Genomic DNA, 25,667 nt, shown 5'->3' on the forward strand with positions numbered 1-25,667 from the left:
TGTCATTTAGGAGGATTGTTTTGACAACATCAGTATATACACCTGTTCCTTCGCTGAAGAGGTTAATTATTTTATTATCGGTCACACTTGTATCAGGCTTGAACCAAGGCTTACTGCTTCCATTGCTCGCTATTCTGCTCGATCAGCGAGGCGTCTCGTCCGATCTCAACGGACTCAATTCGATGGCATTGTACATTGGTACATTCAGTACCATGTTCTTCATCGAGAAACCGATTAGGAAAATCGGTTATAAATACGGAATTCTGTTTGGTATTGTTATCGCAGGTGTCGGGACGATTCTGTTTCCGTTCATGCACGCCCTCTGGATCTGGTTTATTCTGCGAATTGCTGTCGGAATCGGCGACAGCGCGCTTCATTACTGCACACAGCTATGGATTGTGAGCAGTAGCCCACCGGCAAGCCGAGGACGATATATCTCGTTATATGGCATGGCATATGGAATCGGCTTCAGCATCGGACCCATGGGCATCAACTTTATCTCGATTGGGAAATGGCTGCCTTTTGCGCTGAATACGGTCTTATTTATTATCATTATGTTGTTTGTGTTTAAGTTACCGTCGATCTATCCCGAGAGAGCGGAAAAGCTTGCGGCTTCAACGAACCGCTACTGGCATACGTACCGGATTGCGTGGTTCGCATTGTTTCCAGCGATACTTTACGGCTTGATGGAAGCGACGATGAACAGCAATTTTCCGCTATATGGACTTCGTATTCATCTGAGTAAAGAGGTAATCTCCATGTTGCTTCCTGCGCTTGGAGTGGGTAGTCTAATTGTGATGTTCCCGCTTGGGATGCTTAGTGACCGAATCGGGCGCAAGCCAGTTCTCATATTCTGTTCATTAGCAGCGGGTATCATGTTCTTCATGGTACCGTTAGCTGGGAATAACGCTCCCTTGTTATTCGCGCTGCTTGGTTTAATCGGTGGCTGTATCGGCTCGTTCTTCTCACTCGGCCTTGCCTACGCGGCTGATTTGCTTCCGCGTGAGCTGCTGCCCTCAGCGAATGTTATTGCATCCATTCATTTCAGCGTCGGAAGTCTGCTCGGTCCCAGCATCAGCGGCTTTGGCATACAATATATATCCGAGAAGAGTATGTTTATTATGCTGGGAAGCGCGTTTACCCTTTTCGCCATCATTGGCCCCATGTTCCGCCGAAATACGCAATCGCAAACCACAACTGTCATATAAATTTATTGCAGCGCGTATCTTTTTCGTTCCTTCGTTCGTTTACGTTATGCATCACAAGCTAACAGATGAGGAGGTGCCAAAATGACAATAAAGCCAACGGTCGATGAAATGCGCTTCGTGCTATACCGTTACTGCTTGTCGCTCACGCATTCGACCTGGGACGCTGAAGATATTGTCCAGGAAACCTGTCTGCGAGCCCTTCCGGTCATGAACGGAAAGGTGGAGCATCCGAACCCAACTGCTTACTTGCTGCGTACTGCGAAAAATATCTCGGTTGACCTTATGCGCAGGAAGCAGCTGGCAAGACGCGCTCTGGAGCGCAATGAAGCCGTTCTGACTCGGCTATATGGTGATTCGCATGAGATGGAGTATGCAGTACGGCTGCTGCTTTCTCACTTGTCTCCGCTGCAGCGGACCGTTTTCTTGCTAAAGGAATTGTTCGGTTATAAAGCCGGTGAGGTGGCGACGAAGCTGTCCACATCAGAAGGTGCTGTTAAAGCTGCACTTCACAGGGCAAGGTCGGCGCTTGCGCGATTGAAGCAGCGCGAGCAGGGCGGTGCGACGCATATCGGCGCTGAGAATCCAGTCAGCGATAGCATGCTGTACGCGTATGTGAATGCGATCCGTTCAGCTGATCCACAGGCGCTGATCGTGCTTGCGAATGCCGAAGAACAACTCATCGATCCCGTTCAGGCCGTCGGCCAGCTTCGTGTATCTTCAGGCATCGGCTCATCCGTTAGTATGATGATGGCATCATAACGGGCCTGAGAGGATGAATACGATGATTTTGACGCCATACGTAATTGAATCGACAAATCGCGGGGAACGCAGCTACGATATTTATTCGCGACTGCTTAAGGATCGAATTATAATGGTGAGTGGCGAGATTGAGGATCAGATGGCGAATTCCATTGTGGCGCAGCTGCTGTTCCTTGCAGCTGATGATCCGGAGAAAGATATCCAGCTGTACATCAACAGTCCAGGCGGTTCTGTAACGGCTGGCTTCTCCATTTATGACACCATGCAATACATTAAGCCGGATGTCTCGACGATATGCACCGGTTTTGCAGCCAGCTTCGGCGCTATTCTGCTCGCAGGTGGAGCGAAGGGGAAGCGTTTCGTGCTTCCTAATAGCGAGGTTATGATTCACCAGCCTCTAGGTGGCGCCAGAGGGCAGGCATCAGACATTCAAATCCATGCGAGCTGGATTCTGAAGACGCGCGAGAAGATTAACAAGCTGCTCGCGAGCCACACCGGACAGTCAGTGGAGCAAATTGAACGCGATTCAGACCGGGACCGGTTCATGAGCGCAGCGGATGCAGTCGCTTACGGCATCGTGGATCGTGTAATCGAATAGAACAAGAATGAACAAGCGGGCACTCCCATTAGAGGAGTGCCCGCTTATATTACATATAGCTTAAGTTATACGCCTGGCCGAGGCGGACGAGGCCGCTTCTGGCGATAGCGTGGTGCTACATAGTTGCGCTTACGGTCGCGGTAGAATGTCCAGCCGCCGATGAAAGCAACACCGATCAGGAACAGCACAAGTCCGCCTAGAAACATCCACCATTCAAAATGGCGCACAGTTGCGGTTTCATCGCCGAAAGATGAGAAATAATGAAATACAGCATCCTTCATTAGCAGGAAGCCGTATGTGGCTCCAAGACCTGGAATAACAAGCAATAGGACAGCAATAAATCGAATAATGACTTGTCTCATACGTTAATAAAATCCCCCTGTACACATGCAGCAGATACAGTAATATCATACCTTTTTCTCACCTGACTTGTCCATTTAGGTGGGGGATGTTTTCTGTGTGAGCGAAAAAAGGTACAATAGGGAATGTATAGCAAGGTGAATTGGAGAGGGGAACGAACATGACATTACAATGCGATTTGGCCATTATCGGCGGAGGCATTGCAGGATATACAGCCGCAATCCGGGCGGCACAAGCAGGCAAGAAGGTCATTATCGTTGAGAGAGAGAAGCTCGGCGGCACATGCTTACATAAAGGCTGTATTCCAAGCAAGTCGCTTCTGCACAGCGCGGAAATTTATGCAACGCTGCGCAAGGCGGACACCTATGGGATTACTGTCGCTGAAGGTGCGATCAGCATTGATTTTCCGAAGGTGCAGCAGCGCAAAGAGAATACGATCGAAGGATTGTATAAAGGTTTGCAGTATTTGATGCGCAAGCATGAGATTACGGTTATAAAAGGAAGAGGGCGCGTAATCGGACCGTCGATCTTCTCGCCCAAGAGCGGCAGTGTCGCGGTTGAGTATGAGGATGGCGAGATGGAAACGATCGTGCCGACTCATCTCATTATCGCAACAGGCTCACGACCGCGTACACTTCCAGGCTTAGAGCCGGTTCTTGGTCAGCTGATGACAAGCGATGAAGCGCTCGAAATGGAGAACCTGCCGAGCTCGATGCTCATTATCGGCGGCGGCGTCATCGGTGTCGAGTGGGCGTCACTGCTTATCGACTTCGGCGTCGAAGTGACGCTCGTTGAGGCTGCATCCCGTCTGCTGCCAGGTGAAGATGTAGAAAGCTCTGCAGAGCTGACGAAGCAGCTACGCCGGCGCGGTGTGCGTATTCTAACTGGCATTCAATTGAAGCTGGAGACGTATACGTATAGTGATGGACAAGCTTCGATTACGGCAGATACGGAGGATGGCGCAGTAATTTTGAATGCAGAGCGACTGCTTGTATCCGTTGGCAGGCAGGCGAATGTCGAAGAAATCGGACTGGAGAATACCGATGTCCGCATCGAGAAGGGTATCATCCGCGTGAACAGCTTCTTCCAGACGAATGAGCCGCATATCTACGCAATCGGCGATGTGAACGGCGGACTTCAACTGGCGCATGCAGCTGCACATGAAGCGATTGTAGCCGTTGATCATATGCTCGGCGGCAAGGATCAAGCACCGGATCATTCTCGTATACCGCGGGCGATTTACTCACGACCGGAAATTGCTTCGATCGGTCTTACCGAAGACGAAGCACGCAAACAAGGACATGATATTAAAGTCGGTAAAATCCCATTCCAAGCAATCGGTAAAGCACATGTGCTGGGCGAAACCGAAGGATTTGCGAAAGTCATCGCAGATGCGAAGACAAGCGATGTGCTAGGCGTTCACCTTGTCGGTCCGCATGCGACGGACTTGCTGTCCGAAGCTTCGCTTGCGATGCTGCTTAATGCAACACCGTGGGAAGTCGGACAAGTGATTCATCCGCATCCAACGTTGTCGGAAGTTATTGGTGAAGCAATGCTCGCTGTGAACGGAAAATCAATCGCATTTTAGGCGGTTGCTGCATCTTTATATAGTAAACACCTTTCACCATAAATCGCTTACATGAGACAGTGGATCCAACATTTCTTTTTCAGAGGAACTCGGTTATAATGGGTATAGTCAAGTCTTAGTACCTGGTTATAATAGCAGCTAAAAGGAGGGCATCCCTCATGACACAATCCGAATCCGCCGTGACGCAATCAAGACATGCGGCACTTGGCCTAACGGACGAGCAAGCCATTGAAATGTATAAGCTTATGAATACCGCCCGTAAGTACGATGAGCGCTGTTTGCTCCTGCAACGGGCAGGGAAAATCAAGTTCCATGTATCCGGTATCGGCCAGGAGGCCGCGCAAGTTGGCGCTGCTTTCGCGCTTGACCGGGATCAAGATTACTACTTGCCATATTACCGCGATTACGCGTTCGTACTGTCTGTTGGCATGACGCTGCGCGAGTTGATGCTGTGCATATTCTCGAAAGCTGATGATCCGAATAGCGGCGGTCGTCAAATGCCTGGTCACTTCGGCAGCAAACGCTTGCGAATCGTAACAGGCTCGAGCCCGGTTACGACACAGGTTCCGCATGCAGTCGGCTTTGCGCTTGCAGCGAAGATGAAGAAGAAGGACTTCGTTTCCTTCGTAACGTTCGGCGATGGCTCTAGCAACCAAGGGGATTTCCATGAAGGCGCGAACTTTGCTGGTGTGCACAAGCTTCCGGTTATTTTCATGTGCGAGAATAACCATTATGCGATTTCGGTTCCGCTGCACAAGCAAGTAAGCGGCAAAATCGCTGACCGCGCGCTTGGATACGGTTTCCCAGGCATAGCCGTGGACGGCAATGATCCACTAGAGATTTACCGCGTCATGAAAGAAGCGCGCCTTCGTGCAGCAAGCGGCGAAGGTCCGACACTCGTCGAAGCGGTCATGTACCGGCTGTCTCCACACTCCACTTCCGATGAGGATATGGCCTATCGGACCAAAGAAGAAGTAGATGCGCACCGCGACAAGGACGGCATTCCGAAGTTCAAGCAATATCTCATCGATTGCGGGATCTGGAACGAAGAGAAGGAAGCAGCGATGCTGCAGGAGATTAAGACTGCACTCGACGATGCAACAGCTTTTGGCGATAAGGCGCCGTTCCCAGAGCCTGAAGATATTTTGAAACATGTGTATGCCGATGATTCACAAGGCGAAGGAGGACGCTAACATGCCGAAAATGGACTATATTGATGCGATCCGCCTAGCAATGAAGGAAGAAATGGAACGCGACGAGAACGTGTTCATTCTTGGGGAAGACGTTGGCCACAAAGGCGGCGTGTTCACAACGACCAAAGGACTGCTCACGCAGTTCGGCGAAGAGCGCGTGCTTGATACACCGCTTGCCGAATCAGCAATTGCTGGCGTCGCAATCGGCGCGGCGATGTACGGCATGAGGCCAATCGCCGAAATGCAGTATTCCGACTTCATGTTCCCGGCAACGAACCAAATCATCAGCGAAGCGGCGAAGATCCGCTATCGTTCTAATAACGACTGGGATTGCCCGATTGTTATCCGCGCGCCAATCGGCGGCGGCATCTTCGGCGGTCTGTACCATTCGCAATGCCCGGAGTCGGTGTTCTTCGGAACGCCAGGGCTTAAGATTGTGGCACCTTATTCGGCGTATGACGCGAAGGGCTTGCTCAAAGCAGCTGTCCGCGACCCGGATCCCGTTCTTTTCTTCGAAAATAAAAAGTGCTACAAGCTTGTATCGGGAGATGTGCCGGAGGACGATTATATCGTGCCAATCGGCAAATCGAATGTTCTGCGCGAAGGCGACGACATTACGGTTATCAGCTACAGCTTGCCGCTGCACTTCATTATGGAAGCGGCCGAGGAGCTTGAAGCAGAAGGCATTACCGCGCATGTGGTTGACCTTCGTTCGCTGCAGCCGATTGATAAGGACGGTATTCTTGAAGCTGCCCGCCGTACGGGCAAAGTACTTATCATTCATGAAGATAATAAATTCGGCGGCATCGGCGCAGAGGTTTCTGCAATCATTGCGGAGGAGATGCTCTACGAGCTGGATGCGCCAATTATGCGTCTATGCGGTCCTGATGTACCGCCAATGCCGATTAACCCGCCTGGCGAGAAATTCTTTATGCTGAATAAAGATAAAGTGAAAGAAGCGATGAAGCGTCTCGCGCTCTACTAGAATCTAGGGAGAGCTCTAACGCAATCATGTAAGGAGTGGTCGGATTGAAGAAAGTGACGGAAGTCATCATGCCGCAACTCGCAGAATCGCTCGTCTCCGCAACGATTGACAAATGGCTGAAGCAGCCGGGCGATGTCATCGACATGTATGAGCCGATCTGTGAAATTATCACCGATAAAGTAAACGCTGAACTACCCTCGACCATTCAAGGGAAGTTGGTTCAAATATTAGTCGGCGCCGGCGAGACCGTACCTGTAGGTACGCCGGTCTGCTTGATCGAAATCGAGGAAGAGGGAGCCGATGATGCGACAGCGGCTCCTGCTCCTGCGGCACAACAATCGACTGCAGCGCCACAGCAAGTCAATGTTGGCAGCAGCGAGCGAGCTGCGGTGCGGGCGCAAGGCGCAGCATCGGAAGCGGCCGATGGCGGCGACGATAGCATGCGTTATCGTTATTCGCCAGCGGTGCAGCAGCTTGCAGCCGAGCACAGCATTAACTTGTCCCACATTCAAGGGACAGGCATCGGCGGACGGATTACGCGCAAGGATGTGCTTGCGTACGTTGCGTCCGGACGCGGAGCGAGCGCTCCTGCGGCACGAAGCGCGAGCGCGAGCAGCGCACCGGTTCAACCCGCACAGCCGATTTTCACATCGAAGGAGCCGGTTCGTTCGACAGGACTCCATCTATCTGAGCCACCGCGTATCCCGCAAGTAGAGCTCGAAGGCCAGCAAGTGCCGGGTCGCAGCGAGTATTTTATAGATGTTACCCCTGTCCGCAATGCGATTGCGCGTAATATGCGCCAGAGCGTTACAGAGATTCCGCATGCCTGGATGATGATGGAAGTCGACGTTACTGATCTCGTCAGTCTCCGTAATAAGCTGAAGGATGACTTCAAGAAGCGCGAAGGTGTGAACCTGACTTACCTCGCATTCTGGGTGAAAGCGGTCGTGAATGCAATCAAGGATTTCCCGCTCATGAACTCTGTCTGGGCAGTCGACAAAATCATCGTCAAGCGTGACATTCATATTGGTCTGGCAGTCGGAACAGAAGACGCGGTGAAGGTGCCAGTCATCAAGAATGCAGACCAGAAGAACATTGCTGGGCTTGCTCGCGAGATTGAAGAGCTGGCGCGCAAGACACGCGATGGCAAGCTGACGCTCTCCGATATGGAAGGCGGCACCTTTACGGTGAACAATACCGGTTCGTTCGGATCAATCCTGTCGTACCCGATCATTAATTACCCGCAGGCAGCGATTGTCACTTGTGAATCCATCGTGAAGCGTCCTGTCGTCATTAACGATATGATTGCGGTTCGATCTATGGCAAACATCTGCTTGTCGCTCGACCATCGGATTCTGGACGGCGTTATCTGCGGGCGATTCCTGCAGCGTGTGAAAGAAAATCTAGAAGGCTTCAATCTAGAGACGAAGCTGTATTGAAACGAGGCATAGGCGGACATGACAACGAACGTGAAGGCGATCGATGTCCAATATATTCCGATGATGGGATATGCCGAAGCTTGGGATATGCAAAAAAGCTATGTGAAACAGATCGACAAGGAGGAGCGACGTGACACGCTGCTCCTTCTTCAGCATCCGCCGACCTATACGATCGGCTCACAGAAGCATCCCGAGCATCTGCTTTATTCCGAGGAAGAATTGGCAAAGCGCGGTATCGGAGTCTTTCAGATCGACCGTGGCGGGGACATTACTTATCATGGACCAGGACAGCTAGTCGGTTACCCGCTCTTTTATTTGGATGGGGCGAATCTAGATTTGCATGGCTACCTTAGGCAGCTAGAACAGGCTATTATTGAATGGTTAGCTACATATGGCATTGAAGGCGGGCGTAAAGCTGAATATACAGGTGTATGGGTTGGCGATGAGAAGATTGCCGCCATTGGCGTGAAGTTTAATAAAGCCAGAACTCGCCGCGGGTTCGTGACGAGTCATGGCTTCGCGCTTAATGTGAGTGCCGGCATCGCGCAGGATGGATTTCGTGGCATCATTCCTTGTGGAATTCAGGAGTTTGCCGTCACTTCTTTCGCTGATTTAACTGGCAATCACCTGAGCGTTGAACAGGCTGCACTGGAGCTTACCCCTTTTATATGCAAGCAGTTCGGATTTGTTGTGGAAGAGGCATCTGGCGGACTATTCGAACATCCAGCCGATACCAACGAGCAGCGTGGATAGCAGCATTGCCGCAATAAGAACCCAGATGAATACTTTTATAAGCGGATTGGAACGCATGTCAGCATGCTCCTTTCGTACAGAATAATGAAGGCGTTAATGTACATTGTAAACGAAAAGGATGGACGGAGGAAAGCCGATGATTAATGAGAAGCGTATTGTTGAGGAATTTATGGAGCTTGTCCGTGTGGACAGCGAAACGAAGAATGAGCGCCAAATCTGCGATGTGCTGACGAAGAAGCTGATCGAGCTTGGGTTGACGGTGGAAGAGGATAACGCCGCTAGTATTACAGGCCATGGCGCTGGCAACTTGATTGCGATGCTTCCAGCGAACGGACGCGAGGATGCGCCGGTAATTTTCTTCACTTCCCATATGGATACCGTAACGCCAGGTCAAGGCATTAAGCCACAGCTGGACGCAGATGGCTACATCAGAAGCGACGGTACGACGATTCTCGGCAGTGACGACAAAGCAGGACTTGCTGCGATGTTCGAGATGATCCGCGTATTGAAGGAGAACAACATTCCGCATGGTCCGATTCAGCTCGTCATCACCGTTGGTGAAGAGAGCGGGCTTGTTGGCGCAGCGGCACTGGATAGCTCGAAGCTGAAGGCGAAGTTTGGGTATGCGCTTGATTCGAACGGTCCGATTGGCGATATTGCGGTTGCAGCCCCATCGCAAATGAAGATTACGATCAAAATCTATGGTAAATCCGCACACGCCGGCGTTAATCCGGAAGACGGCATTAGTGCAATTCAAGTAGCGGGCAAAGCGATTTCGCGCATGAAACTTGGTCGTATTGACCATGAGACGACGGCGAATATCGGACGTTTCGAGGGCGGCGGAGCAACGAATATCGTCTGCGACTACGTGAAGCTCGACGCAGAAGCGCGGAGTATCGTCATGGAGAAGCTCGACAAGCAAGTCGAACAGATGCGCGAAGCTGTTGAGGCCGTCGTAGCGGAGTATGGCGCAAAAGCTGAATTCGAGGCTAAGCTGATGTATCCTTCGTTCAACTTTAACGATGGCGATCCGGTTGTTGAGCTTGCGAAAGCGGCGATTGTGAAGATTGGCAGAACCCCGAAGGTGTTCCATTCAGGCGGCGGCAGCGATGCGAATGTTTTCAACGGGCATGGCGTTCCAACGGTTAACTTGGCGATTGGCTACGAGCATATTCATACGACAAAAGAGCAAATTAAAGTGGCGGATCTTGTGAAGACAGCTGAGCTTACAGTGGCGATTGTGGAACAGGCTGCTGAACAGAAAGCGTAAGCGATAGTAAAAAAGGGGTTACCTGCCGCAGTAGCGATCGTTCCCGATCGACTCTAGCGGCAAGGCAGCCCCTTTGTCTTTTGTGCGGCGCGGTGTAGGTGGTTCTTCACATGGTTTATTGAGCGGACAGTAAGTAATCACGAAGTGTGCGGCTTGGTTGAGTTGCTGTGAGTCCGGATTTGGCGCTGGCTTTGGCGAGCAGCTTGAGCTGATGCTTAATTTCCCATGCTTTGCCGACGAGCGTCAATTGGTTCTGCTTTGTATATTGATTCATAATCTATCGCCCCTTTTTGCTATACTTGATAGATAGATATGAGAGAGTTATGGGTCTTATGCATACAAATCGAAGGAGACGATGAGAAGATGCTGGAGAAAACGGAGCAATACCGTGAAGTGACTGTGAAGACAGAACCGATTTTTGAGGGGAAAATCATTTCGCTACAAGTGGATACAGTGCAGCTGCCGAACGGCGGAACGGCAACGCGTGAGATCGTTAGACATCCCGGTGCTGCTGCAGTGTTAGCATTAATAGATGATAAAATGCTCGTCGTCGAGCAGTACCGTAAGCCGATGGAGAAGTTCCAAATCGAAATTCCGGCGGGCAAGCTTGATGCTGGCGAAGATCCGATGGTTGCAGCTGCTCGTGAGCTGGAGGAAGAGACGGGATTTCGTGCAGGCAAGCTGCGTCCGCTGAGTGCCTTCTATACATCACCGGGCTTCGCAGATGAGAAGCTGTATATTTATATCGCAGAGGATCTTGTGAAGGGTGAGAGCGCACCGGATGAAGATGAGTTTCTGGCGGTTGAGGCGATTACTTTCGAGCAGGCGCAGCAATATATAAGGGAAGAGCGGATCAGCGATGCAAAGACGATTCTTGCTGTTTATGCGTGGCACATCTATAGACTGACAGGAGAAATTTAATGATGAAGCATGAAGGTGGAGGTTTGCAGCGTGTATTTGCGGATCTTCATTTGCATATTGGCCGCACGGAGCGGGGCGAACCTGTGAAGATCAGCGGCAGCCGTGACTTGACCTTTCGCAATATTGCTCACGAGGCAGCTGTACGCAAGGGGATTCAGCTTCTAGGCGTTATTGATTGTCACTCCCCTGGGGTGCAAAGGGATATCGAGGCGTTGCTGGAGTCCGGCGAAATGACAGAAATTAGCGGCGGAGGCATCAGATATCGGGATACGACGATCTTGCTTGGTGCGGAGATTGAAGTGAGAGACGCGGGTTATGGGACAGCGCATCATCTTGTGTTTATGCCGGATTTTGTTGCGATGAAATCATTAACGGCATGGATGAGCGAGCATATGAAAAATGTGCAGCTCAGCTCGCAGCGGCTGTATGTGCCGAGCCGGGTTCTGCAGGAGGAAGTGAAGATGCGTGGGGGATTGTTTATACCCGCGCATATTTTCACGCCGCATAAGAGTCTCTTCGGAAGCTGCTCGGACCATCTTAGCGATACGCTGGACCCTGCGCTCATCGACGCTGTGGAGCTTGGATTGAGTGCGGATAGTGAGATGGCGGGCTATATCCCGGATCTCGATGATTATCCGTTCTTGACCAATTCCGATGCCCATTCCCTTGCCAAAATCGGCCGAGAATATAATGAGCTATTGCTCGGTGAGCCGTCCTTTTCCGAGCTGAAGCTTGCGCTTGAGGGAGCTGAGGGGCGGAGAATCATGACGAATTACGGGCTGAACCCCGTGCTCGGCAAATATCACCGCACGTATTGCGTCAATTGCGGCTCGCTCGTGGAAGAGCGTCTGGACGCCGAGCGCTGCCTGCAATGCGGTAGCATGAAGCAGGTTCGCGGCGTGTTCGACCGCATTCTGGAGCTGGCGGAGATGGCTGGCCGCGAGCAGCCTTATGTGCCAGCAGGGCGCCCGCGCTATGTGTACCAAGTCCCGCTAGAGTTCATCCCAGGACTTGGGAAAGTGAAGCTGGGCAAGCTGCTCGAAGCGTTCGGGACGGAGATGGCGATCATCCACGACGTCCCGGAGGCGACCATTGCGGCAATCGCCGGCGAACCCGCTGCAGCGATCATAGCCAGCGCCCGCCGCGGCACGCTGCAGCTGGAAGCAGGCGGCGGTGGCAGGTATGGCAAGGTGAGCGCGGGGCAGTAGGGGCTCGTGTGTGAGCGTCCGGCTGGAGAGTGGGAGCTTGACGTTTATGCGCAGGTGTAGTGGTGCTTACGCGTGGGAAGGAACAACGGGGTTAGTGGTCGCATAGGCGTTAGGTTACTGTGTCGTATCCTTCACTGAGTGCAGGAAATGAGAGTGTGCTATTAGCCCCGCTATAGGCTGCAATAAGTGGAAATGTCCACTTAATGAGGATGGGTTTAGGGTATAAGGTTTAAGGTTTCAGGTGCGCAGCACCGCACAACGAGGGCTGCCGAGCGTCCGCCGCAGACGATTACGATGAGAGCGACTCTGGTCGAAGATCACGGGAGCGCTCATCGCATCGTCTGCAAGCAGTGAGCACGCGGCAGAATAAATTAGCGAAGCATTTTTTTGCCCCCACCAAAGTTGGAGCGGTGGATATAACGAGCGAAGGCGCAGGCATTCCGAATGAGAACGACTTTGGTCGAAGACCACGGGAGCGCTCATCGCATCGTCTGCAAGCAGTGAGCACGCGGCAGAATAAATTAGCGAAGCATTTTTTTGCCCCCACCAAAGTTGGAGCGGTGGATATAACGAGCGAAGGCGCAGGCATTCCGAATGAGAACGACTTTGGTCGAAGACCACGGGAGTACTCATCGGAATGGCTGTACCGCAGCGAGCTCCAAAGTCATAGACAACCCACCCCACACATAAACTATACCATTCGCTTTTTTGGAGGTATGGAATATGCGCTCTTCCGCAATACAGCCGACGATGAGAGAACAGTTGAATTTATATATTTTTGTCTCCGTCCTGTTCGTCGTTGGCGTCGTCTTCGGCGCTTTGCTCGTGAATGCGCTGACACTGGATCAGCAGCAGGATCTTGCCGGCGACGTGCAGCAGTTTATCGGCCGGATTCAGGATGGCACGTTGCTGAGCGGAACCGAGTCGTTCTGGGATCGGGCGTGGTTTCACGCCAAGTGGCTGCTTCTCGTGTGGGTGCTCGGGCTGACCGTCGTCGGCATGCCGCTCGTGCTGGCGCTCGACTTCTTCAAAGGAGTGCTCCTTGGCTTCGCAGTCGGCACGCTCGTGCGGCAGTTCGCGTGGAAAGGGCTTATCTTCTCGCTAGCATCCGTTGCGCCTGCCAATCTCATTGCGATTCCGGCGTTCTTAATCGCCAGCGTGTCAGCAGTTTCGTTCACATTGTACATTGTGAAGAATCGGCTGCTTGGCCGATTCGGCAGCCTGAGTCAGCCGTTGCTTCGTTATGTCGTACAGACTGCGATGATGCTCGTGCTTTTGCTTGGTGCTGCGATGATCGAGTCTTATCTAACGCCTTTGCTGCTGCAATGGGCAGCCCCGCTCGTTCAAGGATCCAGCGCTGGATTGTAATCATTCTAAAAAAAATTGACTTTGCTCCTGACGAGCACCTATAATGAAAGCAAACCGATTCTGGTGATGGCACTAGTTGTTGTGGTAAGGGGGGGAAGCCATGGAAGAATCCCGGATTGACAAAGTGAAACAGCAGCTCCAGTCACAGGGGTACAAGCTCACCCCGCAGCGTGAAGCGACAGTACGTGTGCTTCTGGAGAATGAAGAGGATCATCTCAGCGCTGAGGATGTATTTATGCTCGTAAAGGATAAAGCGCCAGAGATCGGCCTTGCGACCGTGTATCGGACACTTGAACTGTTAAGCGAGCTTCATGTCGTAGAGAAGATGAATTTCGGCGATGGCGTTGCAAGATACGACCTGAGAGCTGATAACAATAAGCACCATCATCATCACCTCATTTGTGTACAGTGTGGAACTATGAGCGAGATCTTAGAAGATTGGCTTGGAGCGCTTGAGGAACGGCTTGAGAAGGAATATGGCTTCACCGTTGTGGATCACCGCCTCGATTTCCAAGGCGTGTGCGCAAGCTGCAAGAGCAAGAACGATAGTTCGAAAGTCGAACAACAATAACTCCCTTCTGTAGTGCAGGTAGCAGCCATTTCATGCTAACTCTGCACTGCTCCCGAAGGGAGTTTTTTTGCTCTTTTGTGCTGTTCAAGTGTGCTCTCATCTAGTGATGTTCAATTGCGCTATTCTATTGTTTTGTAGCACGACGTCGCCCGGTGGAACGAGTGCGTGCAGCGCTACTCGCTCCATTGTCAGCAACTGCTGCAGCATCGTCGAGCTGAATTAAGCCGTAGCCCTGCGAACGTTTGCCGTAGCTCGACAGCTTCTTCGTCGTATTGCGGAGCCGCTGCGCGATGCCATACGGTGTGATGCTCGGATGGAGCGACTTCAAGAGCGCCGCTCCGCCAGCGACATGCGGGCTCGCCATGCTAGTGCCGGAGAGCGTTTGATAGCCGCCCCCTGGCCAGGTCGACTTGATATAGCTGCCTGGTGCCGTCACGTCGATGCCGTAGCCGCGGCTGCTGTAGTTCGCGATCTTGCCTCCGCGTGTAGAGGCTGCTACAGCGATGGCATCGGTATACCTAGCAGGCTGGTCAATTCGGCCGCCAACTGAGCCGTTATTGCCTGCTGATGCGATGATAAGGATGCCGTTCTTGCGCGCTCGCTGCACGGCTTCCTTCAGAGCGCTGCTCGTTTCTCCTTCGAGCCCAAGACTCATATTAATGATCGGGATACTCTTCTGGATGCACCAATCAATCCCTTTAATGATGTCGGATACATATCCCGCGCCATTCGCGTCCAGCGCCTTAATAGCATATAAGCTTGCCCGTGGCGCAACGCCTGGCCTCTTGTAATATCCAGAGCCTGCGGCAATACCGGCGACATGTGTCCCGTGCCCGTTGTCATCATAATACGAAGACCCGCCCATCGTATTGACGCCTCCGGTTATGCGCAGATCGGAGTGTTTTGCGATGCCGGTATCGATAATGGCTAAGCCTGCGCCTTTGCCGCGAGTCGTTGACCAAACCTTCGACGCTCCGATCTGGGAGAGGTTCCACGGAGTGGTGCTGGAATCCGATGATGAGGTTGAGCGTCGACCTTTTACGTTAACACTTTTCGTTTGCACTCGTTTACGCGTATAGGGGGTTGGTTGCTTACGAGTTGTCTTCCTCATGCCAATCACGTTGCCAGGCACAAAGCCATGCGCATGGATCTTGAAATCAGGTTCGACATAGCTGATGTTCGGATGCTGAGCGAGCGATTTCAGCTGCTCGGTTCTGCGGCTGTCCAAATGACAGCAGATGACTCGGCTTTTCTGGATGCTTTTCACCGGGCGGATACCGTACTTAGACAGCTCTTCCATACATTGTTTATAGTCGGAGTCACGCTTGAATCCGATTAGCTTGCGCGACGTATACCCGGTTGACTTGCTCTTTGAGCAGCTGAGCAGCAGCCGTTCCACATTTGGCAAAGATGCTCCTCCTTTTTGGCAACTTGATTTTGCGGATCAATGGAATAAACGGTTACTCCTAATGTATGGAGACATTCGTACAAGGGCATGGGTAGATGCTGACCTTACGTACATATTTTTAGGCATGTAAGGTAAACGTATCATGGAGGACTGTCAACCCGTCCTCTGCCTGCATATGAAGAAGCATGGAGTAGGAGAGGGAGTGCGCATATGATTATCGGAGTTCCGAAAGAAATCAAGTCAAGTGAGTACCGGGTTGCGCTGACCCCGGCTGGAGCGGGAATGCTGAAGGCGGCCGGTCATGAAGTGTTGGTTGAAGCGGGCGCAGGTGTCGGCAGCAGCTTCACGGACGATGCATACGTCTCAGAAGGTGCAACGATCATTAATGATGTCAAAGAGGTCTGGTCGCGCGCTGCAATGATAATGAAAGTAAAAGAACCGTTGCCGGAGGAGTTCGGTTATTTTCATGATGGGCTTCTGCTTTTCACTTATTTGCATCTTGCCGCTGCGCCTGAGCTCACTAAAGCTCTGGTTGAGAAAGGCGTATCGGGAGTTGCGTATGAAACCATTCAGATGCCAAATGGCAGCCTTCCGCTTCTGACGCCAATGAGCGAGGTCGCTGGGCGTATGGCGGTTCAGGTCGGTTCGCAATTTCTTGAAGCGTTCTATGGTGGCCGAGGCATTCTGCTTGGCGGCGTTCCAGGCGTTCCGCCTGCGGAAGTTATTATTCTCGGCGGCGGCATTGTCGGTACGAATGCGGCGCGTATTGCGCTTGGCATGGGTGCGAGCGTTGTTATCTTGGAGCGCAGCGCAGATCGGATGCGTTATATAGATGAAGTGTTCAGCGGACGAATTCGGACGCTCATGTCCAATCCCTATAACATTGCTTGCGCGGTGAAAAAAGCAGATTTGCTCATTGGAGCAGTACTTATTCCAGGCGCTCGCGCACCGCATTTGGTTACGGAAGAGATGGTCAAAACGATGAAGAAAGGCGCTGTCATCGTTGACGTTGCGGTCGACCAAGGCGGCACTATTGCCACGATTGACAGAGTGACTACGCACAAAGATCCGGTCTACGAGAAGCATGGCGTGCTGCATTATGCTGTGGCGAACATGCCTGGTGCGGTTCCGCGCACATCGACGCTCGCACTGACGAATGTGACGATCCCCTATGCGCTGGAGCTTGCTAGCAAAGGGCTGGAAGATGCAGTTAGAGCGAACGAACCGCTGCGCAAAGGCGTGAATACGTACAAAGGCCGCGTTACCCATCCGCAAGTGGCTGGGGCTGTTAATATGCCTTATATCAGTATGGAGCAGCTACTCGAGAGCGTTGCTTTTGACAAACTGAGCTAGTTCCACACCAGCCCATCGCGGCTATGCATGTTTCAATCTCTGAACTCATAAGGTGTTGTAGAGGACAACTCCTAGGGCGAAGTTTCATGGAGAGGAGCAAAGTGCGTATGGTGGTGTCAGTTCGCAGATGGCTGAGACGAGTTTTGTTTGTGCTGCTGCTTTGCTTTTTCACGATAACGATGTACGGCGGCTGCCGGTTTATTGCAGTATGGATCGCGCCGCAGGACCCGTACCGCGTTCCGCAAGGCCAGGCGCTTAAAGTGTTTCAGCATGATTATTATCAAGATAATGGAAGCAGTGTTTATGAACGGCTGCGGCTGTTTTATTGGTATGGGGAATAGGCTGTATAAGTATATTCGACAAATATGGTGTCCTTTGGCAGGAGATTGTGCAGCGATTGTGGAATATAGCGGAATAACCTGCTAAGCTGTAGATCCGGGAAAGGAACGACCTATGAGAGCGCATCTGAGAACATTTATTCAGTTTTTACGGGAACGTCGTAGGCTATCCAGCAATACATTAGACTCCTACGAGCGTGATTTGTCGAATTTCATTGAATATGTCCATGCCCAAGGCGTAACCCAAATAGCCGATATCCAAAAGCATCATCTGTCCTTATACATGCTTCAATTGAAGCAGCAGGGAAGAGCTGTTGCGACGATGTCCAGGCATATGGTGTCTATTCGCGCCTTTTTTCATTATTTAGTTACGGAGCGGGTTGTGCAGTCAGATCCCTCCATACATCTGGAATCGCCAAAGCAGGAGAAGAAGCTGCCTAAGGTGATCTCAATAGATGATGTTGAGAAGCTGCTTACAGCGCCTGATACCAGCAACAATGCAGGCTGTCGCGATTCTGCGATGCTTGAAGTGCTCTATGCAACGGGGATCCGAGTATCTGAACTTATTTCGTTAAATTGTGATCATATTAATTTGCAGCTCGGCTTCATCCGTTGTATGGGCGCTGCCGATAAAGAGCGGATTGTTCCGATTGGCGCAGTTGCTGCAGAGGCGCTCCATGCTTACATAAACGATGTTAGGGACAAGCTGCTGAAGCATGATAAGGCGGAGCTGGCACTGTTTCTAAATTTGCAAGGAGCGCGAATTACGAGGCAGGGCTTCTGGAAAATTATAAAGAAATACGCTGCGGAGGCTAGCATCGTCAGCGACATTACCCCGCATACGCTGCGTCATTCTTTTGCCGCTCATTTGCTGGAGAATGGGGCGGATTTGCGTTCCGTTCAGGAGATGCTTGGACATGCCGACATCTCCACGACGCAGGTGTACGTCGGGCTGACGAAGCCGCGTATCAAAGAGGTGTACAACCTCGCGCACCCTCGGGCTAGAATGAAATAAACGAAGTACGGAGTGATACTAGCGATGAAATTTGATCGAATTGCGGTAATTGTGCTCGACAGCGTCGGTATTGGCGAGCTGCCGGATGCACCGGCATTCGGAGATGCGGGCTCCCACACGCTTGGGCATATTTTGCGAGAAGTGCCGGCGCTTGCACTGCCGAATATGCGCAGCTGGGGCCTTGACCGCATTGCGGAGCTTGGCAGCTGGACGCCAGAAGGCGAAGCGAAGTCCTATTATGGAAAGATGGCCGAGGTGTCTGTCGGCAAAGATACGATGACAGGCCACTGGGAAATTGCCGGACTGAGAGTGAAGGTGCCTTTCCGTACGTTCGCGGGCGGATTTCCGGCGGAGCTGCTTGAAGCGTTCGAAGAACGGACAGGCCGCGGCGTGTTAGGAAACAAATCGGCAAGCGGCACTGAAATTCTTGATGAGCTTGGCGAAGAGCAGATGCGTACAGGCAAGTGGATCGTCTACACTTCGGCGGACAGTGTCTTTCAAATTGCCGCAAATGAAGAAATTATTCCGCTCGAAGAGCTGTACCGCGCCTGCGAAATTGCGCGTGAGCTGACCCTTGACGACCGCTACGCCGTCGGCCGTGTTATTGCACGCCCGTATGTAGGTCAGCCAGGCGCGTTCAGAAGAACGCCGAACCGGCATGATTACGCGGTGAAGCCGCCAGAGCCGACGGTGCTGAATACGCTGAAAGACAGTGGATTAGACGTGATTGCGGTCGGTAAGATCGATGATATTTTTTGCAGTGAAGGTGTTACCGAAGCGCTGCTGACGAAAAACAACGACGATGGCGTTGAGAAGACGCTGGCTGCTCTAGGCCGACCGTTCAAAGGGATGCTCTTTACGAACCTGGTCGATTTTGATTCGCTCTTCGGTCACCGCCGCGATCCACAAGGCTATGCAGGGGCACTCGAAGCATTCGATCGCAGCCTGCCGAAGCTGGCGGAGCTAATCGGCGAGAAGGACTTGCTGATTATTACAGCCGATCATGGCAATGACCCGACCTATACGGGCACTGATCATACAAGAGAATTTGTGCCGCTGCTCGTGTACTCGCCAGCGTTCGCGCGACCTGCCTCGCTTGGCGTTCGGTCGACCTTCGCCGATATTGCAGCGACGATTGCCGATAACTTCGGTGTGAAGCCGCCGGCGAACGGCACATCCTTCTTGGCGGAGCTGCGCTAAGCGGGGATAACTAGGGGCACTTACCATTACTTTTTTAGGAGGCTTTCTTACGATGGAAGCAATCAAAGCAACTCATATTAACGATGCGGCAGCATTTATCAACTCCAAAATCTCAGTCAAGCCGGAAGTCGGCCTCATCATGGGCTCGGGTCTCGGTATCCTAGGCGATTACATTGAGAATCCGGTAACGATTCCGTACCACGAGATTCCCCATTTTCCAATCTCAACCGTTGAAGGGCATGCCGGCGAACTGCTAATCGGCACACTCGCAGGCCGTCCAGTTGTTCTCATGCGCGGCCGCTTCCACATGTACGAAGGCTACGGTCCGGATTTGACCGCGTTTCCGGTTCGCGTTATGAAAGCAATCGGCGCAACAAAGTTGATCGTGACGAACGCAGCAGGCGGAGTGAATACGAGCTACAATCCGGGCGATCTGATGCTGATCAGCGATCACATCAATTTCCAGGGCCGCAACCCGCTAGTTGGGCCGAATGATTCGGCGCTTGGCGTCCGTTTCCCGGATATGTCTCAGCCGTACAGCAAGCGTATGCGCGAGCTGGCAGCCGGTGTTGCGAAGGAGCAAGGCTTCTCTTTGCAAGAGGGCGTGTACATCGCGGTAATCGGGCCATCCTATGAAACGCCAGCAGAAATTCGCATGATGCGGATTTTGGGTGCAGATGCTGTCGGGATGTCGACGGTATCCGAAGTCATCGCGGCGAAGCACTCCGGCATGGAAGTGCTCGGCATTTCGTGCATTAGCAACATGGCATCGGGCATTCTCGATCAACCGCTTTCGCATGATGAAGTGATGGAGACGACGGAGCGGGTGAAATCGCAGTTCCTCGGCCTTGTGCAAGGTGTCGTAACATTGCTCTAATTGTAACAAAATTGTAACAATACCCTCGACTCAATGTGACATTCTTTGTTTTCTTATCGTCGTATAATGTCCGTGAGAATCTATTTAGATAAGCGGGGATTCACATGGAAAATCACAACCAGCGGCTTGAGCGGCTGCGCAATAAGTTGATTGCGGCGGCGCTAGACAAGGAAACCTTTCTTCATCCCGAAGTCATTTTGCTCAGCCAAGCACTCGATCAGATGATCGTAAAAGAGCAGCGGGAGAAGTATAAGCGAGTGGCATCACAGAGATAATGCAAGCAAAGGTACATATGCGGAATTGACTTAAGGAGGCTTCACGCTTGCGTGCAGTAGATATTATTCAAAAGAAGCGAAACGGCGGCGTTCTTACAAAGGACGAGCTGTCATTTCTTATAGAAGGCTACAGTAAAGGCGAAATCCCGGACTATCAGCTTTCGGCATGGGCAATGGCGGTATATTTTCGCGGCATGAATGCGGAAGAAACTGCGTTTCTTACGATGGCGATGGCGGAATCTGGCGATCAAGTGGATCTGTCGCCGATTCATGGCACTAAAGTAGACAAGCACAGCACTGGCGGCGTTGGAGATAAGACCAGCCTCATTATTGGACCGCTTGTGGCGTCTTGCGGCGTTCCAGTTGCGAAGATGTCGGGCAGAGGTCTCGGTCATACCGGCGGTACAATTGATAAAATGGAAGCGATGGAAGGCTTCCGCACGGAGCTGACACGCGACGAGTTCATCGCACAGGTGAACGATATTGGCCTCGCCATTATCGGCCAGAGCGGTAATATGACGCCTGCCGATAAGAAGCTGTATGCGCTGCGCGATGTAACAGCTACGGTAGAGTCTATTCCGCTCATTGCGAGCTCTGTCATGAGCAAGAAGATCGCTGCGGGAGCGGACGCGATTGTGCTCGACGTGAAGACAGGAAGCGGCGCTTTTATGAAGACGCTTGAGGATTCCGAGAAGCTCGCCGGGGCGATGGTGGAAATCGGCACGGAAGTGGGCCGCAAGACAGCGGCGCTTATTAGTGATATGGATCAGCCGCTCGGCTATGCGATCGGTAATGCACTTGAAGTGCAAGAAGCGATCGACACGCTGCATGGACGCGGTCCGGAAGATTTGACGGCGCTATGTATCGCGCTGAGTTCGCATATGGTTGTGCTTGGCGGAGAGGCGAATAGCCTCGAAGAAGCGGAAGCCATGCTTCGCGTGAAGCTTGAGTCCGGTGCGGCGCTGGCGAAGTTCAAAGCGTTTGTCGCAGCGCAAGGTGGCAATCCGGCTGTTGCGGACGATCCGTCGCTTCTTCCGCAGGCTCCGTTTGTCCTTGAAGTGAAATCGACGCAGGGCGGATATGTACAAGCGATTCAAGCGGAAGAGCTCGGACTCGCGGCGATGCTGCTCGGCGCAGGCCGCGCGACGAAGGAGTCGGTCATCGATTTCGCCGTCGGCGTCACGATGAAGCGCAAAGTTGGTGACAAAGTGAGTGAGGGCGACACGCTCGCGCTTCTGCATGTTCGTGAGGAAAATGTGACGACGAGCGAAGTTGCAGAGAAAGTTCGCAGCGCCTACACGTTCTCAGGCGAACCGGTTAAGCCGGCGCCGCTGCTGCTCTCCGTTGTGACGGAGAATGGCGTGAAGCGGTTGTAGGTGTTTGATATTGAAGACCAACCAGCCTGAGCTGGTTGGTCTTTTTTTGTGTGCGTGGCAGTCATACGGTTGGCTGAAGTAGGAGAGGGGCTGATTAAGCGAGCTAACGGATAGCAAAATAATGTTCCTGACAACCGTTAGCAGTTTGTCCCCCAAAAAAGAAAGGCTTGCCAGGAGATCCACCCTGGCAAGCCTTTTTGCTCTTTCCTTTATTCCAGCGTGAAACGGAGGGGGCGAATGATTCTGTAGAAATGTCAGTGTTCGCCTTTGTATTCGAAAATCCACCTCTGAAAATTGTTCATGATTCTTTAAATACAACAGTGATCGGAGGAACATTCGACTTCGAGGTGGCCCCCGCTACATTTTTCAATTCTGGAATAATTTCCCCCTCGTTCGTCCACACTAGGAATGGAGATTTTAGCCGAGCCTCGGCTTGACTTACCATTCAGGAGGAGAACAACCTATGAACAGCAAATGGAAACCACTGCTCGTTATTAGCATAACGGCGATGATGGTTTTGTCCGCACCGGCAGTAAGCTGGGCGAAAGAAGGGGCTGCACCGAATACGGCGTCGTCCGCGAGCGCGGATTTGGCTCCGTCTGCAAGATCAGCAATTCTTATGGATGCTGACAGCGGTACGATTATTTATGAGAAGAATAGCCATGCGGCACTACCGCCGGCGAGCATAACGAAGGTTATGACGATGCTGCTCATCATGGAAGCGCTCGATCAGAGCCGCATCAAGCTGACGGATAAAGTAGCGACGAGCGAGTATGCCGCTTCGATGGGCGGTTCACAGATTTTCCTCGAGCCGGGCGAACAGATGAGTGTTGATGAGATGCTGAAGGGCATTGCACTCGCATCAGGCAATGACGCATCCGTCGCAATGGCGGAGAAGATCGCAGGCACCGAGTCTGCTTTCGTCGATATGATGAACAAGCGGGCAGAGGAACTGGGACTGAAAAATACACATTTTGCCAACTGTAATGGTTTGCCTGCTGCAGAGCACTATTCGTCTGCACATGATATTGCCGTGATGTCTCGTGAGCTGCTCAAGCATAGCGAAATTACGAAGTATACAGGCATGTACCAAGACTACCTTCGCAAGTCGAGCGAGAAGCCGTTCTGGCTCGTAAATACGAATAAGCTCGTTCGGTTCTATTCGGGCGCGGATGGCCTAAAAACAGGCTTCACGAACGAAGCGAGATTCTGTCTCACCGCGACTGCACGCCGTGACAATCTGCGCGTCATCGCCGTAGTTATGGGAGAGCCGAACACGAAGACCCGCAACGCAGAAGTGTCCCAAATGTTCGATTACTCGTTCGCGCAGTATATGAATCATACGATTTTCAAAAAAGGCGATTCGATGGGCACCGTTCAAGTTGTAAAAGGTGTGCAGCCGTCGATGGAGCTGAAGGCTAAGCATTCCTACAGCGTTCTGCTCAAGAAGGGCAGCTCCGTGAAGGATATTCGCTATGAACTGCAGCTGAATCCGCTAAAGGCGCCGATTACAATCAATGAACCGATCGGCAAGCTCATCGTCTTCCAAGGTGATCAGGTGCTGACGGAGTTCGCTGTTGATTCACCGGCGTCTGTGAATAAGGCAGGCTGGTGGACGCTGTTCAAACGGTCCTGCGGCAGCCTGTTCTCGTAAGCCGCACAATTCACATACAAAATCTGCAGAGCTCAAGCGTATTTTGTCTGCTCATAGCACTCTTCTTCTAGTTTTGTCGGGGGGCAGGAAATAGCAGCAGAAACGTAGAAATGCTTGTTCAACACTAACCTATCCCTCGCTTTGATGCGCAAACTAAGATTAGGAGTGAACAAGATGAGTCTGCAGGTTGAATTGGAGCATTACCGGAATGTGCTCATTGTTAGACTGCGAGGTGAGCTCGACCATCACACGGCCGATGTTGTTCGGTTCAAGATGGAGGAAGCGATTCTGCGCGGCAATAGCGCCCATGTCATTCTTAGCTTGAAGGAACTTCTGTTTATGGACAGCTCCGGACTTGGAGTCATTCTCGGCCGTTACAAGCAGCTGAAGGCCAAGGGCGGCAAAATGGTCGTATGCGACGTGAACCAGAGCGTCCACCGGCTGTTCGAGCTGTCAGGTTTGTTTAAAATATTGCCGATTCACGATAACGAGCGGCTCGCGCTCACAAGTTTGGAGGTCGTTTCATGAACGGAAGAAATGAGATGACACTTACGTTCTCCGCCCGTTCGGAGAATGAAGCGTTTGCGCGTGTTGCGGTGGCGGCTTTCGTCTCCCAGCTGGACCCGACGCTGGAGGATCTTAACGACCTGAAGACAGCAATTTCCGAAGCGGTAACCAATGCGATCATCCATGGCTACGACAGCGACCCAAGCGGCATGGTCACCATCGAAGGTCAGATTGAAGGCGACACCGTAACACTTATCGTCAAGGATCAAGGTCGAGGCATAGAAGATTTGGACCTGGCGCGCCAGCCGCTCTATACGTCCAAGCCAGAGATGGAGCGCTCCGGCATGGGCTTTACCATTATGGAGAACTTCATGGACGACTTCGACGTACACAGCCAGCCGGGCAATGGGACGTCCATTGCGATGACAAAGCGCATCGAATCGAAAAAAGCGCTTTTCAATTAGGCGCATAGGGGTTGGACCGCATGGATGTCAATATGAAACAAACGGCGCAGCCTTATTTGGATGATTCGGAAGTAAAGCGGTTAATAGCGCTTAGTCAATCCGGAGATACGCTGGCGCGCGATACGCTCGTACAATGCAATATTCGGCTAGTCTGGTCCGTCGTCCAGCGGTTTATGGGGCGAGGCTACGAGCCGGAGGATTTGTTCCAGATCGGCTGCATCGGGCTGCTCAAGTCAGTCGATAAGTTCGACCTGTCCTATGAGGTCAAGTTCTCCACCTATGCAGTGCCGATGATTATCGGAGAAATTCAGCGCTTCCTGCGGGATGACGGCACCCTCAAGGTCAGCCGTTCCCTGAAGGAAACAGCCAATAAAGTACGTAAGACGAAGGACGAGCTGTCCAAGGTGCTTGGCAGGCTCCCGACGATCAAGGAAGTGGCGGAGCGGCTAGGCATTACGCCGGAGGATGTCGTCTTCGCACAGGAAGCGAATAAGCCGCCGACTTCGATTCACGAGACGGTGTTCGAGAACGACGGCGATCCGATTACACTTATGGATCAGATCGCGGACGATTCGCAGGAACGCTGGTTCGATAAGCTGGCGCTGAATGAAGCGATCGGCGGCTTGTCGGAGCGGGAACGGCTCATCGTATTCCTGCGCTATTACCGCGATCAGACCCAGTCCGAGGTCGCTGCGAGGCTCGGGATTTCGCAAGTGCAAGTGTCACGGCTGGAGAAGAAAATATTGCAGCTCATTCGCAACCAAATTGCGCAGTGACTGCTGCGGCATGCAAGTACAACGCAAAGCCAAGTTGCCCCTCATGGGCGATTTGGCTTTTTTTGCTGCGTTTGCTCTGATTATCCTGACGCTCCTTTAATCATACTAACGAGGAAATGAACACGATAGCCTATGCTTCCGAAGTGAGAAACTGTACTCGTAGGGAGTAGATCTGGGATGTATCGCACAAAACTCTAAGGGGG

28 protein-coding genes are annotated in these 25,667 nt (G+C 52.1%); 24 read left to right on the plus strand and 4 right to left on the minus strand.

Features of this window, described 5'->3' with window-relative positions; all coding sequences use genetic code 11:
- Positions 1 to 20: 20 nt before the first annotated feature.
- The 3 genes from BMY11_RS07815 (at position 21) to clpP (ending at position 2,565) form a co-directional block, all read left to right on the plus strand.
- Positions 21 to 1,208, plus strand: a complete 1,188-nt coding sequence (locus BMY11_RS07815) for an MFS transporter (RefSeq protein ID WP_256217355.1) — start codon at positions 21 to 23, stop codon at positions 1,206 to 1,208.
- A gap of 81 nt (positions 1,209 to 1,289) precedes the next feature.
- Positions 1,290 to 1,967, plus strand: coding sequence for an RNA polymerase sigma factor (locus BMY11_RS07820; RefSeq protein ID WP_090573914.1), 678 nt, complete (start codon positions 1,290 to 1,292; stop codon positions 1,965 to 1,967).
- Between the two features lie 22 nt (positions 1,968 to 1,989).
- On the plus strand, positions 1,990 to 2,565 hold the full coding sequence (gene clpP / locus BMY11_RS07825) for an ATP-dependent Clp endopeptidase proteolytic subunit ClpP (RefSeq protein ID WP_090573915.1): 576 nt from the start codon (positions 1,990 to 1,992) through the stop codon (positions 2,563 to 2,565).
- Between the two features lie 65 nt (positions 2,566 to 2,630).
- On the opposite strand, the gene BMY11_RS07830 is transcribed toward clpP, so the two are convergent.
- Positions 2,631 to 2,927 carry a DUF2627 domain-containing protein gene (locus BMY11_RS07830; protein WP_090573916.1) on the minus strand — a complete coding sequence of 99 codons (297 nt, stop codon included), beginning with the start codon at positions 2,925 to 2,927 and terminating at the stop codon, positions 2,631 to 2,633.
- A 158-nt stretch (positions 2,928 to 3,085) separates the two neighbouring features.
- On the opposite strand from BMY11_RS07830, the gene lpdA reads away from it, so the two are divergent.
- The 5 genes from lpdA (at position 3,086) to lipB (ending at position 8,883) form a co-directional block, all read left to right on the plus strand.
- Entirely contained in the window at positions 3,086 to 4,513 is a 1,428-nt protein-coding gene (lpdA, locus tag BMY11_RS07835) for a dihydrolipoyl dehydrogenase (protein WP_090573917.1), read from the plus strand.
- 158 nt (positions 4,514 to 4,671) lie between these two features.
- On the plus strand, positions 4,672 to 5,706 hold the full coding sequence (locus BMY11_RS07840; protein ID WP_090573918.1) for a thiamine pyrophosphate-dependent dehydrogenase E1 component subunit alpha: 1,035 nt from the start codon (positions 4,672 to 4,674) through the stop codon (positions 5,704 to 5,706).
- A gap of 1 nt (position 5,707) precedes the next feature.
- Positions 5,708 to 6,691, plus strand: coding sequence for an alpha-ketoacid dehydrogenase subunit beta (locus BMY11_RS07845; protein WP_090573919.1), 984 nt, complete (start codon positions 5,708 to 5,710; stop codon positions 6,689 to 6,691).
- A gap of 68 nt (positions 6,692 to 6,759) precedes the next feature.
- Positions 6,760 to 8,130, plus strand: coding sequence for a dihydrolipoamide acetyltransferase family protein (locus BMY11_RS07850; protein WP_177182577.1), 1,371 nt, complete (start codon positions 6,760 to 6,762; stop codon positions 8,128 to 8,130).
- 18 nt (positions 8,131 to 8,148) lie between these two features.
- Positions 8,149 to 8,883 carry a lipoyl(octanoyl) transferase LipB gene (lipB, locus tag BMY11_RS07855; RefSeq protein ID WP_090573921.1) on the plus strand — a complete coding sequence of 245 codons (735 nt, stop codon included), beginning with the start codon at positions 8,149 to 8,151 and terminating at the stop codon, positions 8,881 to 8,883.
- Here lipB and prli42 read toward each other — a convergent pair.
- Positions 8,842 to 8,940 (minus strand): stressosome-associated protein Prli42, encoded by a 99-nt coding sequence (gene prli42 / locus BMY11_RS29695; protein ID WP_177182554.1) that lies wholly within the window; start codon positions 8,938 to 8,940, stop codon positions 8,842 to 8,844. The two genes, lipB and prli42, sit on opposite strands and share 42 nt — an antisense overlap.
- Before the next feature lie 79 nt (positions 8,941 to 9,019).
- Between prli42 and BMY11_RS07860 the strand changes: the two genes are divergently transcribed.
- Positions 9,020 to 10,153 (plus strand): M20/M25/M40 family metallo-hydrolase, encoded by a 1,134-nt coding sequence (locus BMY11_RS07860; RefSeq protein ID WP_090573922.1) that lies wholly within the window; start codon positions 9,020 to 9,022, stop codon positions 10,151 to 10,153.
- A gap of 115 nt (positions 10,154 to 10,268) precedes the next feature.
- On the opposite strand, the gene mciZ is transcribed toward BMY11_RS07860, so the two are convergent.
- On the minus strand, positions 10,269 to 10,427 hold the full coding sequence (gene mciZ / locus BMY11_RS07865; protein ID WP_090573923.1) for a Z-ring formation inhibitor MciZ: 159 nt from the start codon (positions 10,425 to 10,427) through the stop codon (positions 10,269 to 10,271).
- A gap of 89 nt (positions 10,428 to 10,516) precedes the next feature.
- Here mciZ and BMY11_RS07870 point away from each other — a divergent pair, with 89 nt between their 5' ends.
- From BMY11_RS07870 to BMY11_RS07885, 4 genes are all read left to right on the plus strand, one after another.
- The gene (locus BMY11_RS07870; protein ID WP_090573924.1) at positions 10,517 to 11,074 is read left to right on the plus strand and encodes an NUDIX hydrolase; all 558 of its coding nucleotides are present in this window, start codon (positions 10,517 to 10,519) and stop codon (positions 11,072 to 11,074) included.
- Positions 11,074 to 12,282 (plus strand): endonuclease Q family protein, encoded by a 1,209-nt coding sequence (locus tag BMY11_RS07875; protein WP_256217356.1) that lies wholly within the window; start codon positions 11,074 to 11,076, stop codon positions 12,280 to 12,282. Before BMY11_RS07870 ends, BMY11_RS07875 begins: the two co-directional genes overlap by 1 nt.
- 723 nt (positions 12,283 to 13,005) lie before the next feature.
- A complete protein-coding gene (spoIIM, locus tag BMY11_RS07880; protein WP_090573926.1) occupies positions 13,006 to 13,650 on the plus strand; it encodes a stage II sporulation protein M in 645 nt (214 codons plus the stop codon).
- A 100-nt stretch (positions 13,651 to 13,750) separates the two neighbouring features.
- A complete protein-coding gene (locus BMY11_RS07885; RefSeq protein ID WP_090573927.1) occupies positions 13,751 to 14,221 on the plus strand; it encodes a ferric iron uptake transcriptional regulator in 471 nt (156 codons plus the stop codon).
- A gap of 124 nt (positions 14,222 to 14,345) precedes the next feature.
- Here the strand turns inward: BMY11_RS07885 and BMY11_RS07890 are convergent, their stop codons facing one another.
- Positions 14,346 to 15,620 carry a S8 family peptidase gene (locus tag BMY11_RS07890; RefSeq protein WP_256217381.1) on the minus strand — a complete coding sequence of 425 codons (1,275 nt, stop codon included), beginning with the start codon at positions 15,618 to 15,620 and terminating at the stop codon, positions 14,346 to 14,348.
- Positions 15,621 to 15,839: 219 nt separating this feature from the next.
- On the opposite strand from BMY11_RS07890, the gene ald reads away from it, so the two are divergent.
- The 11 genes from ald to sigF all read left to right on the plus strand — a co-directional run bounded on the left by ald (position 15,840) and on the right by sigF (position 25,464).
- Positions 15,840 to 16,982 (plus strand): alanine dehydrogenase, encoded by a 1,143-nt coding sequence (ald, locus tag BMY11_RS07895; protein ID WP_090573929.1) that lies wholly within the window; start codon positions 15,840 to 15,842, stop codon positions 16,980 to 16,982.
- A 107-nt stretch (positions 16,983 to 17,089) separates the two neighbouring features.
- Positions 17,090 to 17,323 carry a DUF4227 family protein gene (locus BMY11_RS07900; RefSeq protein ID WP_090573930.1) on the plus strand — a complete coding sequence of 78 codons (234 nt, stop codon included), beginning with the start codon at positions 17,090 to 17,092 and terminating at the stop codon, positions 17,321 to 17,323.
- A gap of 112 nt (positions 17,324 to 17,435) precedes the next feature.
- Positions 17,436 to 18,335, plus strand: a complete 900-nt coding sequence (gene xerD / locus BMY11_RS07905; protein ID WP_090573931.1) for a site-specific tyrosine recombinase XerD — start codon at positions 17,436 to 17,438, stop codon at positions 18,333 to 18,335.
- 24 nt (positions 18,336 to 18,359) lie between these two features.
- A complete protein-coding gene (locus tag BMY11_RS07910; protein ID WP_090573932.1) occupies positions 18,360 to 19,535 on the plus strand; it encodes a phosphopentomutase in 1,176 nt (391 codons plus the stop codon).
- A gap of 52 nt (positions 19,536 to 19,587) precedes the next feature.
- Positions 19,588 to 20,412, plus strand: coding sequence for a purine-nucleoside phosphorylase (locus tag BMY11_RS07915; RefSeq protein WP_090573933.1), 825 nt, complete (start codon positions 19,588 to 19,590; stop codon positions 20,410 to 20,412).
- Positions 20,413 to 20,516: 104 nt separating this feature from the next.
- The gene (locus tag BMY11_RS07920; RefSeq protein ID WP_090573934.1) at positions 20,517 to 20,687 is read left to right on the plus strand and encodes an aspartyl-phosphate phosphatase Spo0E family protein; all 171 of its coding nucleotides are present in this window, start codon (positions 20,517 to 20,519) and stop codon (positions 20,685 to 20,687) included.
- A gap of 47 nt (positions 20,688 to 20,734) precedes the next feature.
- Positions 20,735 to 22,063, plus strand: coding sequence for a pyrimidine-nucleoside phosphorylase (locus BMY11_RS07925; protein WP_090573935.1), 1,329 nt, complete (start codon positions 20,735 to 20,737; stop codon positions 22,061 to 22,063).
- 463 nt (positions 22,064 to 22,526) lie between these two features.
- Positions 22,527 to 23,717 (plus strand): D-alanyl-D-alanine carboxypeptidase family protein, encoded by a 1,191-nt coding sequence (locus tag BMY11_RS07930; protein ID WP_090573936.1) that lies wholly within the window; start codon positions 22,527 to 22,529, stop codon positions 23,715 to 23,717.
- A 174-nt stretch (positions 23,718 to 23,891) separates the two neighbouring features.
- A complete protein-coding gene (gene spoIIAA, locus BMY11_RS07935) occupies positions 23,892 to 24,245 on the plus strand; it encodes an anti-sigma F factor antagonist (RefSeq protein WP_090573937.1) in 354 nt (117 codons plus the stop codon).
- On the plus strand, positions 24,242 to 24,688 hold the full coding sequence (gene spoIIAB / locus BMY11_RS07940; RefSeq protein ID WP_090573938.1) for an anti-sigma F factor: 447 nt from the start codon (positions 24,242 to 24,244) through the stop codon (positions 24,686 to 24,688). The genes spoIIAA and spoIIAB overlap by 4 nt, the downstream gene beginning before the upstream one ends.
- Positions 24,689 to 24,708: 20 nt before the next feature.
- Complete coding sequence (sigF, locus tag BMY11_RS07945; protein WP_090573939.1) at positions 24,709 to 25,464, plus strand: RNA polymerase sporulation sigma factor SigF; 756 nt, start codon at positions 24,709 to 24,711, stop codon at positions 25,462 to 25,464.
- Positions 25,465 to 25,667 lie beyond the last annotated feature (203 nt).

It is taken from the genome of Paenibacillus sp. OV219, assembly GCF_900110075.1.
Lineage (GTDB): Bacteria > Bacillota > Bacilli > Paenibacillales > Paenibacillaceae > Paenibacillus_Z.

Bases quoted from the DNA above. Each gene is read 5' to 3' on its own strand.
- BMY11_RS07820 (WP_090573914.1), top strand. From the start codon at position 1,290: ATGACAATAAAGCCAACGGTCGATGAAATGCGCTTCGTGCTATACCGT.
- clpP (WP_090573915.1), top strand. From the start codon at position 1,990: ATGATTTTGACGCCATACGTAATTGAATCGACAAATCGCGGGGAACGC.
- BMY11_RS07830 (WP_090573916.1), bottom strand. From the start codon at position 2,927: ATGAGACAAGTCATTATTCGATTTATTGCTGTCCTATTGCTTGTTATT.
- lpdA (WP_090573917.1), top strand. From the start codon at position 3,086: ATGACATTACAATGCGATTTGGCCATTATCGGCGGAGGCATTGCAGGA.
- BMY11_RS07840 (WP_090573918.1), top strand. From the start codon at position 4,672: ATGACACAATCCGAATCCGCCGTGACGCAATCAAGACATGCGGCACTT.
- BMY11_RS07845 (WP_090573919.1), top strand. From the start codon at position 5,708: ATGCCGAAAATGGACTATATTGATGCGATCCGCCTAGCAATGAAGGAA.
- BMY11_RS07850 (WP_177182577.1), top strand. From the start codon at position 6,760: ATGCCGCAACTCGCAGAATCGCTCGTCTCCGCAACGATTGACAAATGG.
- lipB (WP_090573921.1), top strand. From the start codon at position 8,149: ATGACAACGAACGTGAAGGCGATCGATGTCCAATATATTCCGATGATG.
- prli42 (WP_177182554.1), bottom strand. From the start codon at position 8,940: ATGCGTTCCAATCCGCTTATAAAAGTATTCATCTGGGTTCTTATTGCG.
- BMY11_RS07860 (WP_090573922.1), top strand. From the start codon at position 9,020: ATGATTAATGAGAAGCGTATTGTTGAGGAATTTATGGAGCTTGTCCGT.
- mciZ (WP_090573923.1), bottom strand. From the start codon at position 10,427: ATGAATCAATATACAAAGCAGAACCAATTGACGCTCGTCGGCAAAGCA.
- BMY11_RS07870 (WP_090573924.1), top strand. From the start codon at position 10,517: ATGCTGGAGAAAACGGAGCAATACCGTGAAGTGACTGTGAAGACAGAA.
- BMY11_RS07875 (WP_256217356.1), top strand. From the start codon at position 11,074: ATGATGAAGCATGAAGGTGGAGGTTTGCAGCGTGTATTTGCGGATCTT.
- spoIIM (WP_090573926.1), top strand. From the start codon at position 13,006: ATGCGCTCTTCCGCAATACAGCCGACGATGAGAGAACAGTTGAATTTA.
- BMY11_RS07885 (WP_090573927.1), top strand. From the start codon at position 13,751: ATGGAAGAATCCCGGATTGACAAAGTGAAACAGCAGCTCCAGTCACAG.
- ald (WP_090573929.1), top strand. From the start codon at position 15,840: ATGATTATCGGAGTTCCGAAAGAAATCAAGTCAAGTGAGTACCGGGTT.
- BMY11_RS07900 (WP_090573930.1), top strand. From the start codon at position 17,090: ATGGTGGTGTCAGTTCGCAGATGGCTGAGACGAGTTTTGTTTGTGCTG.
- xerD (WP_090573931.1), top strand. From the start codon at position 17,436: ATGAGAGCGCATCTGAGAACATTTATTCAGTTTTTACGGGAACGTCGT.
- BMY11_RS07910 (WP_090573932.1), top strand. From the start codon at position 18,360: ATGAAATTTGATCGAATTGCGGTAATTGTGCTCGACAGCGTCGGTATT.
- BMY11_RS07915 (WP_090573933.1), top strand. From the start codon at position 19,588: ATGGAAGCAATCAAAGCAACTCATATTAACGATGCGGCAGCATTTATC.
- BMY11_RS07920 (WP_090573934.1), top strand. From the start codon at position 20,517: ATGGAAAATCACAACCAGCGGCTTGAGCGGCTGCGCAATAAGTTGATT.
- BMY11_RS07930 (WP_090573936.1), top strand. From the start codon at position 22,527: ATGAACAGCAAATGGAAACCACTGCTCGTTATTAGCATAACGGCGATG.
- spoIIAA (WP_090573937.1), top strand. From the start codon at position 23,892: ATGAGTCTGCAGGTTGAATTGGAGCATTACCGGAATGTGCTCATTGTT.
- spoIIAB (WP_090573938.1), top strand. From the start codon at position 24,242: ATGAACGGAAGAAATGAGATGACACTTACGTTCTCCGCCCGTTCGGAG.
- sigF (WP_090573939.1), top strand. From the start codon at position 24,709: ATGGATGTCAATATGAAACAAACGGCGCAGCCTTATTTGGATGATTCG.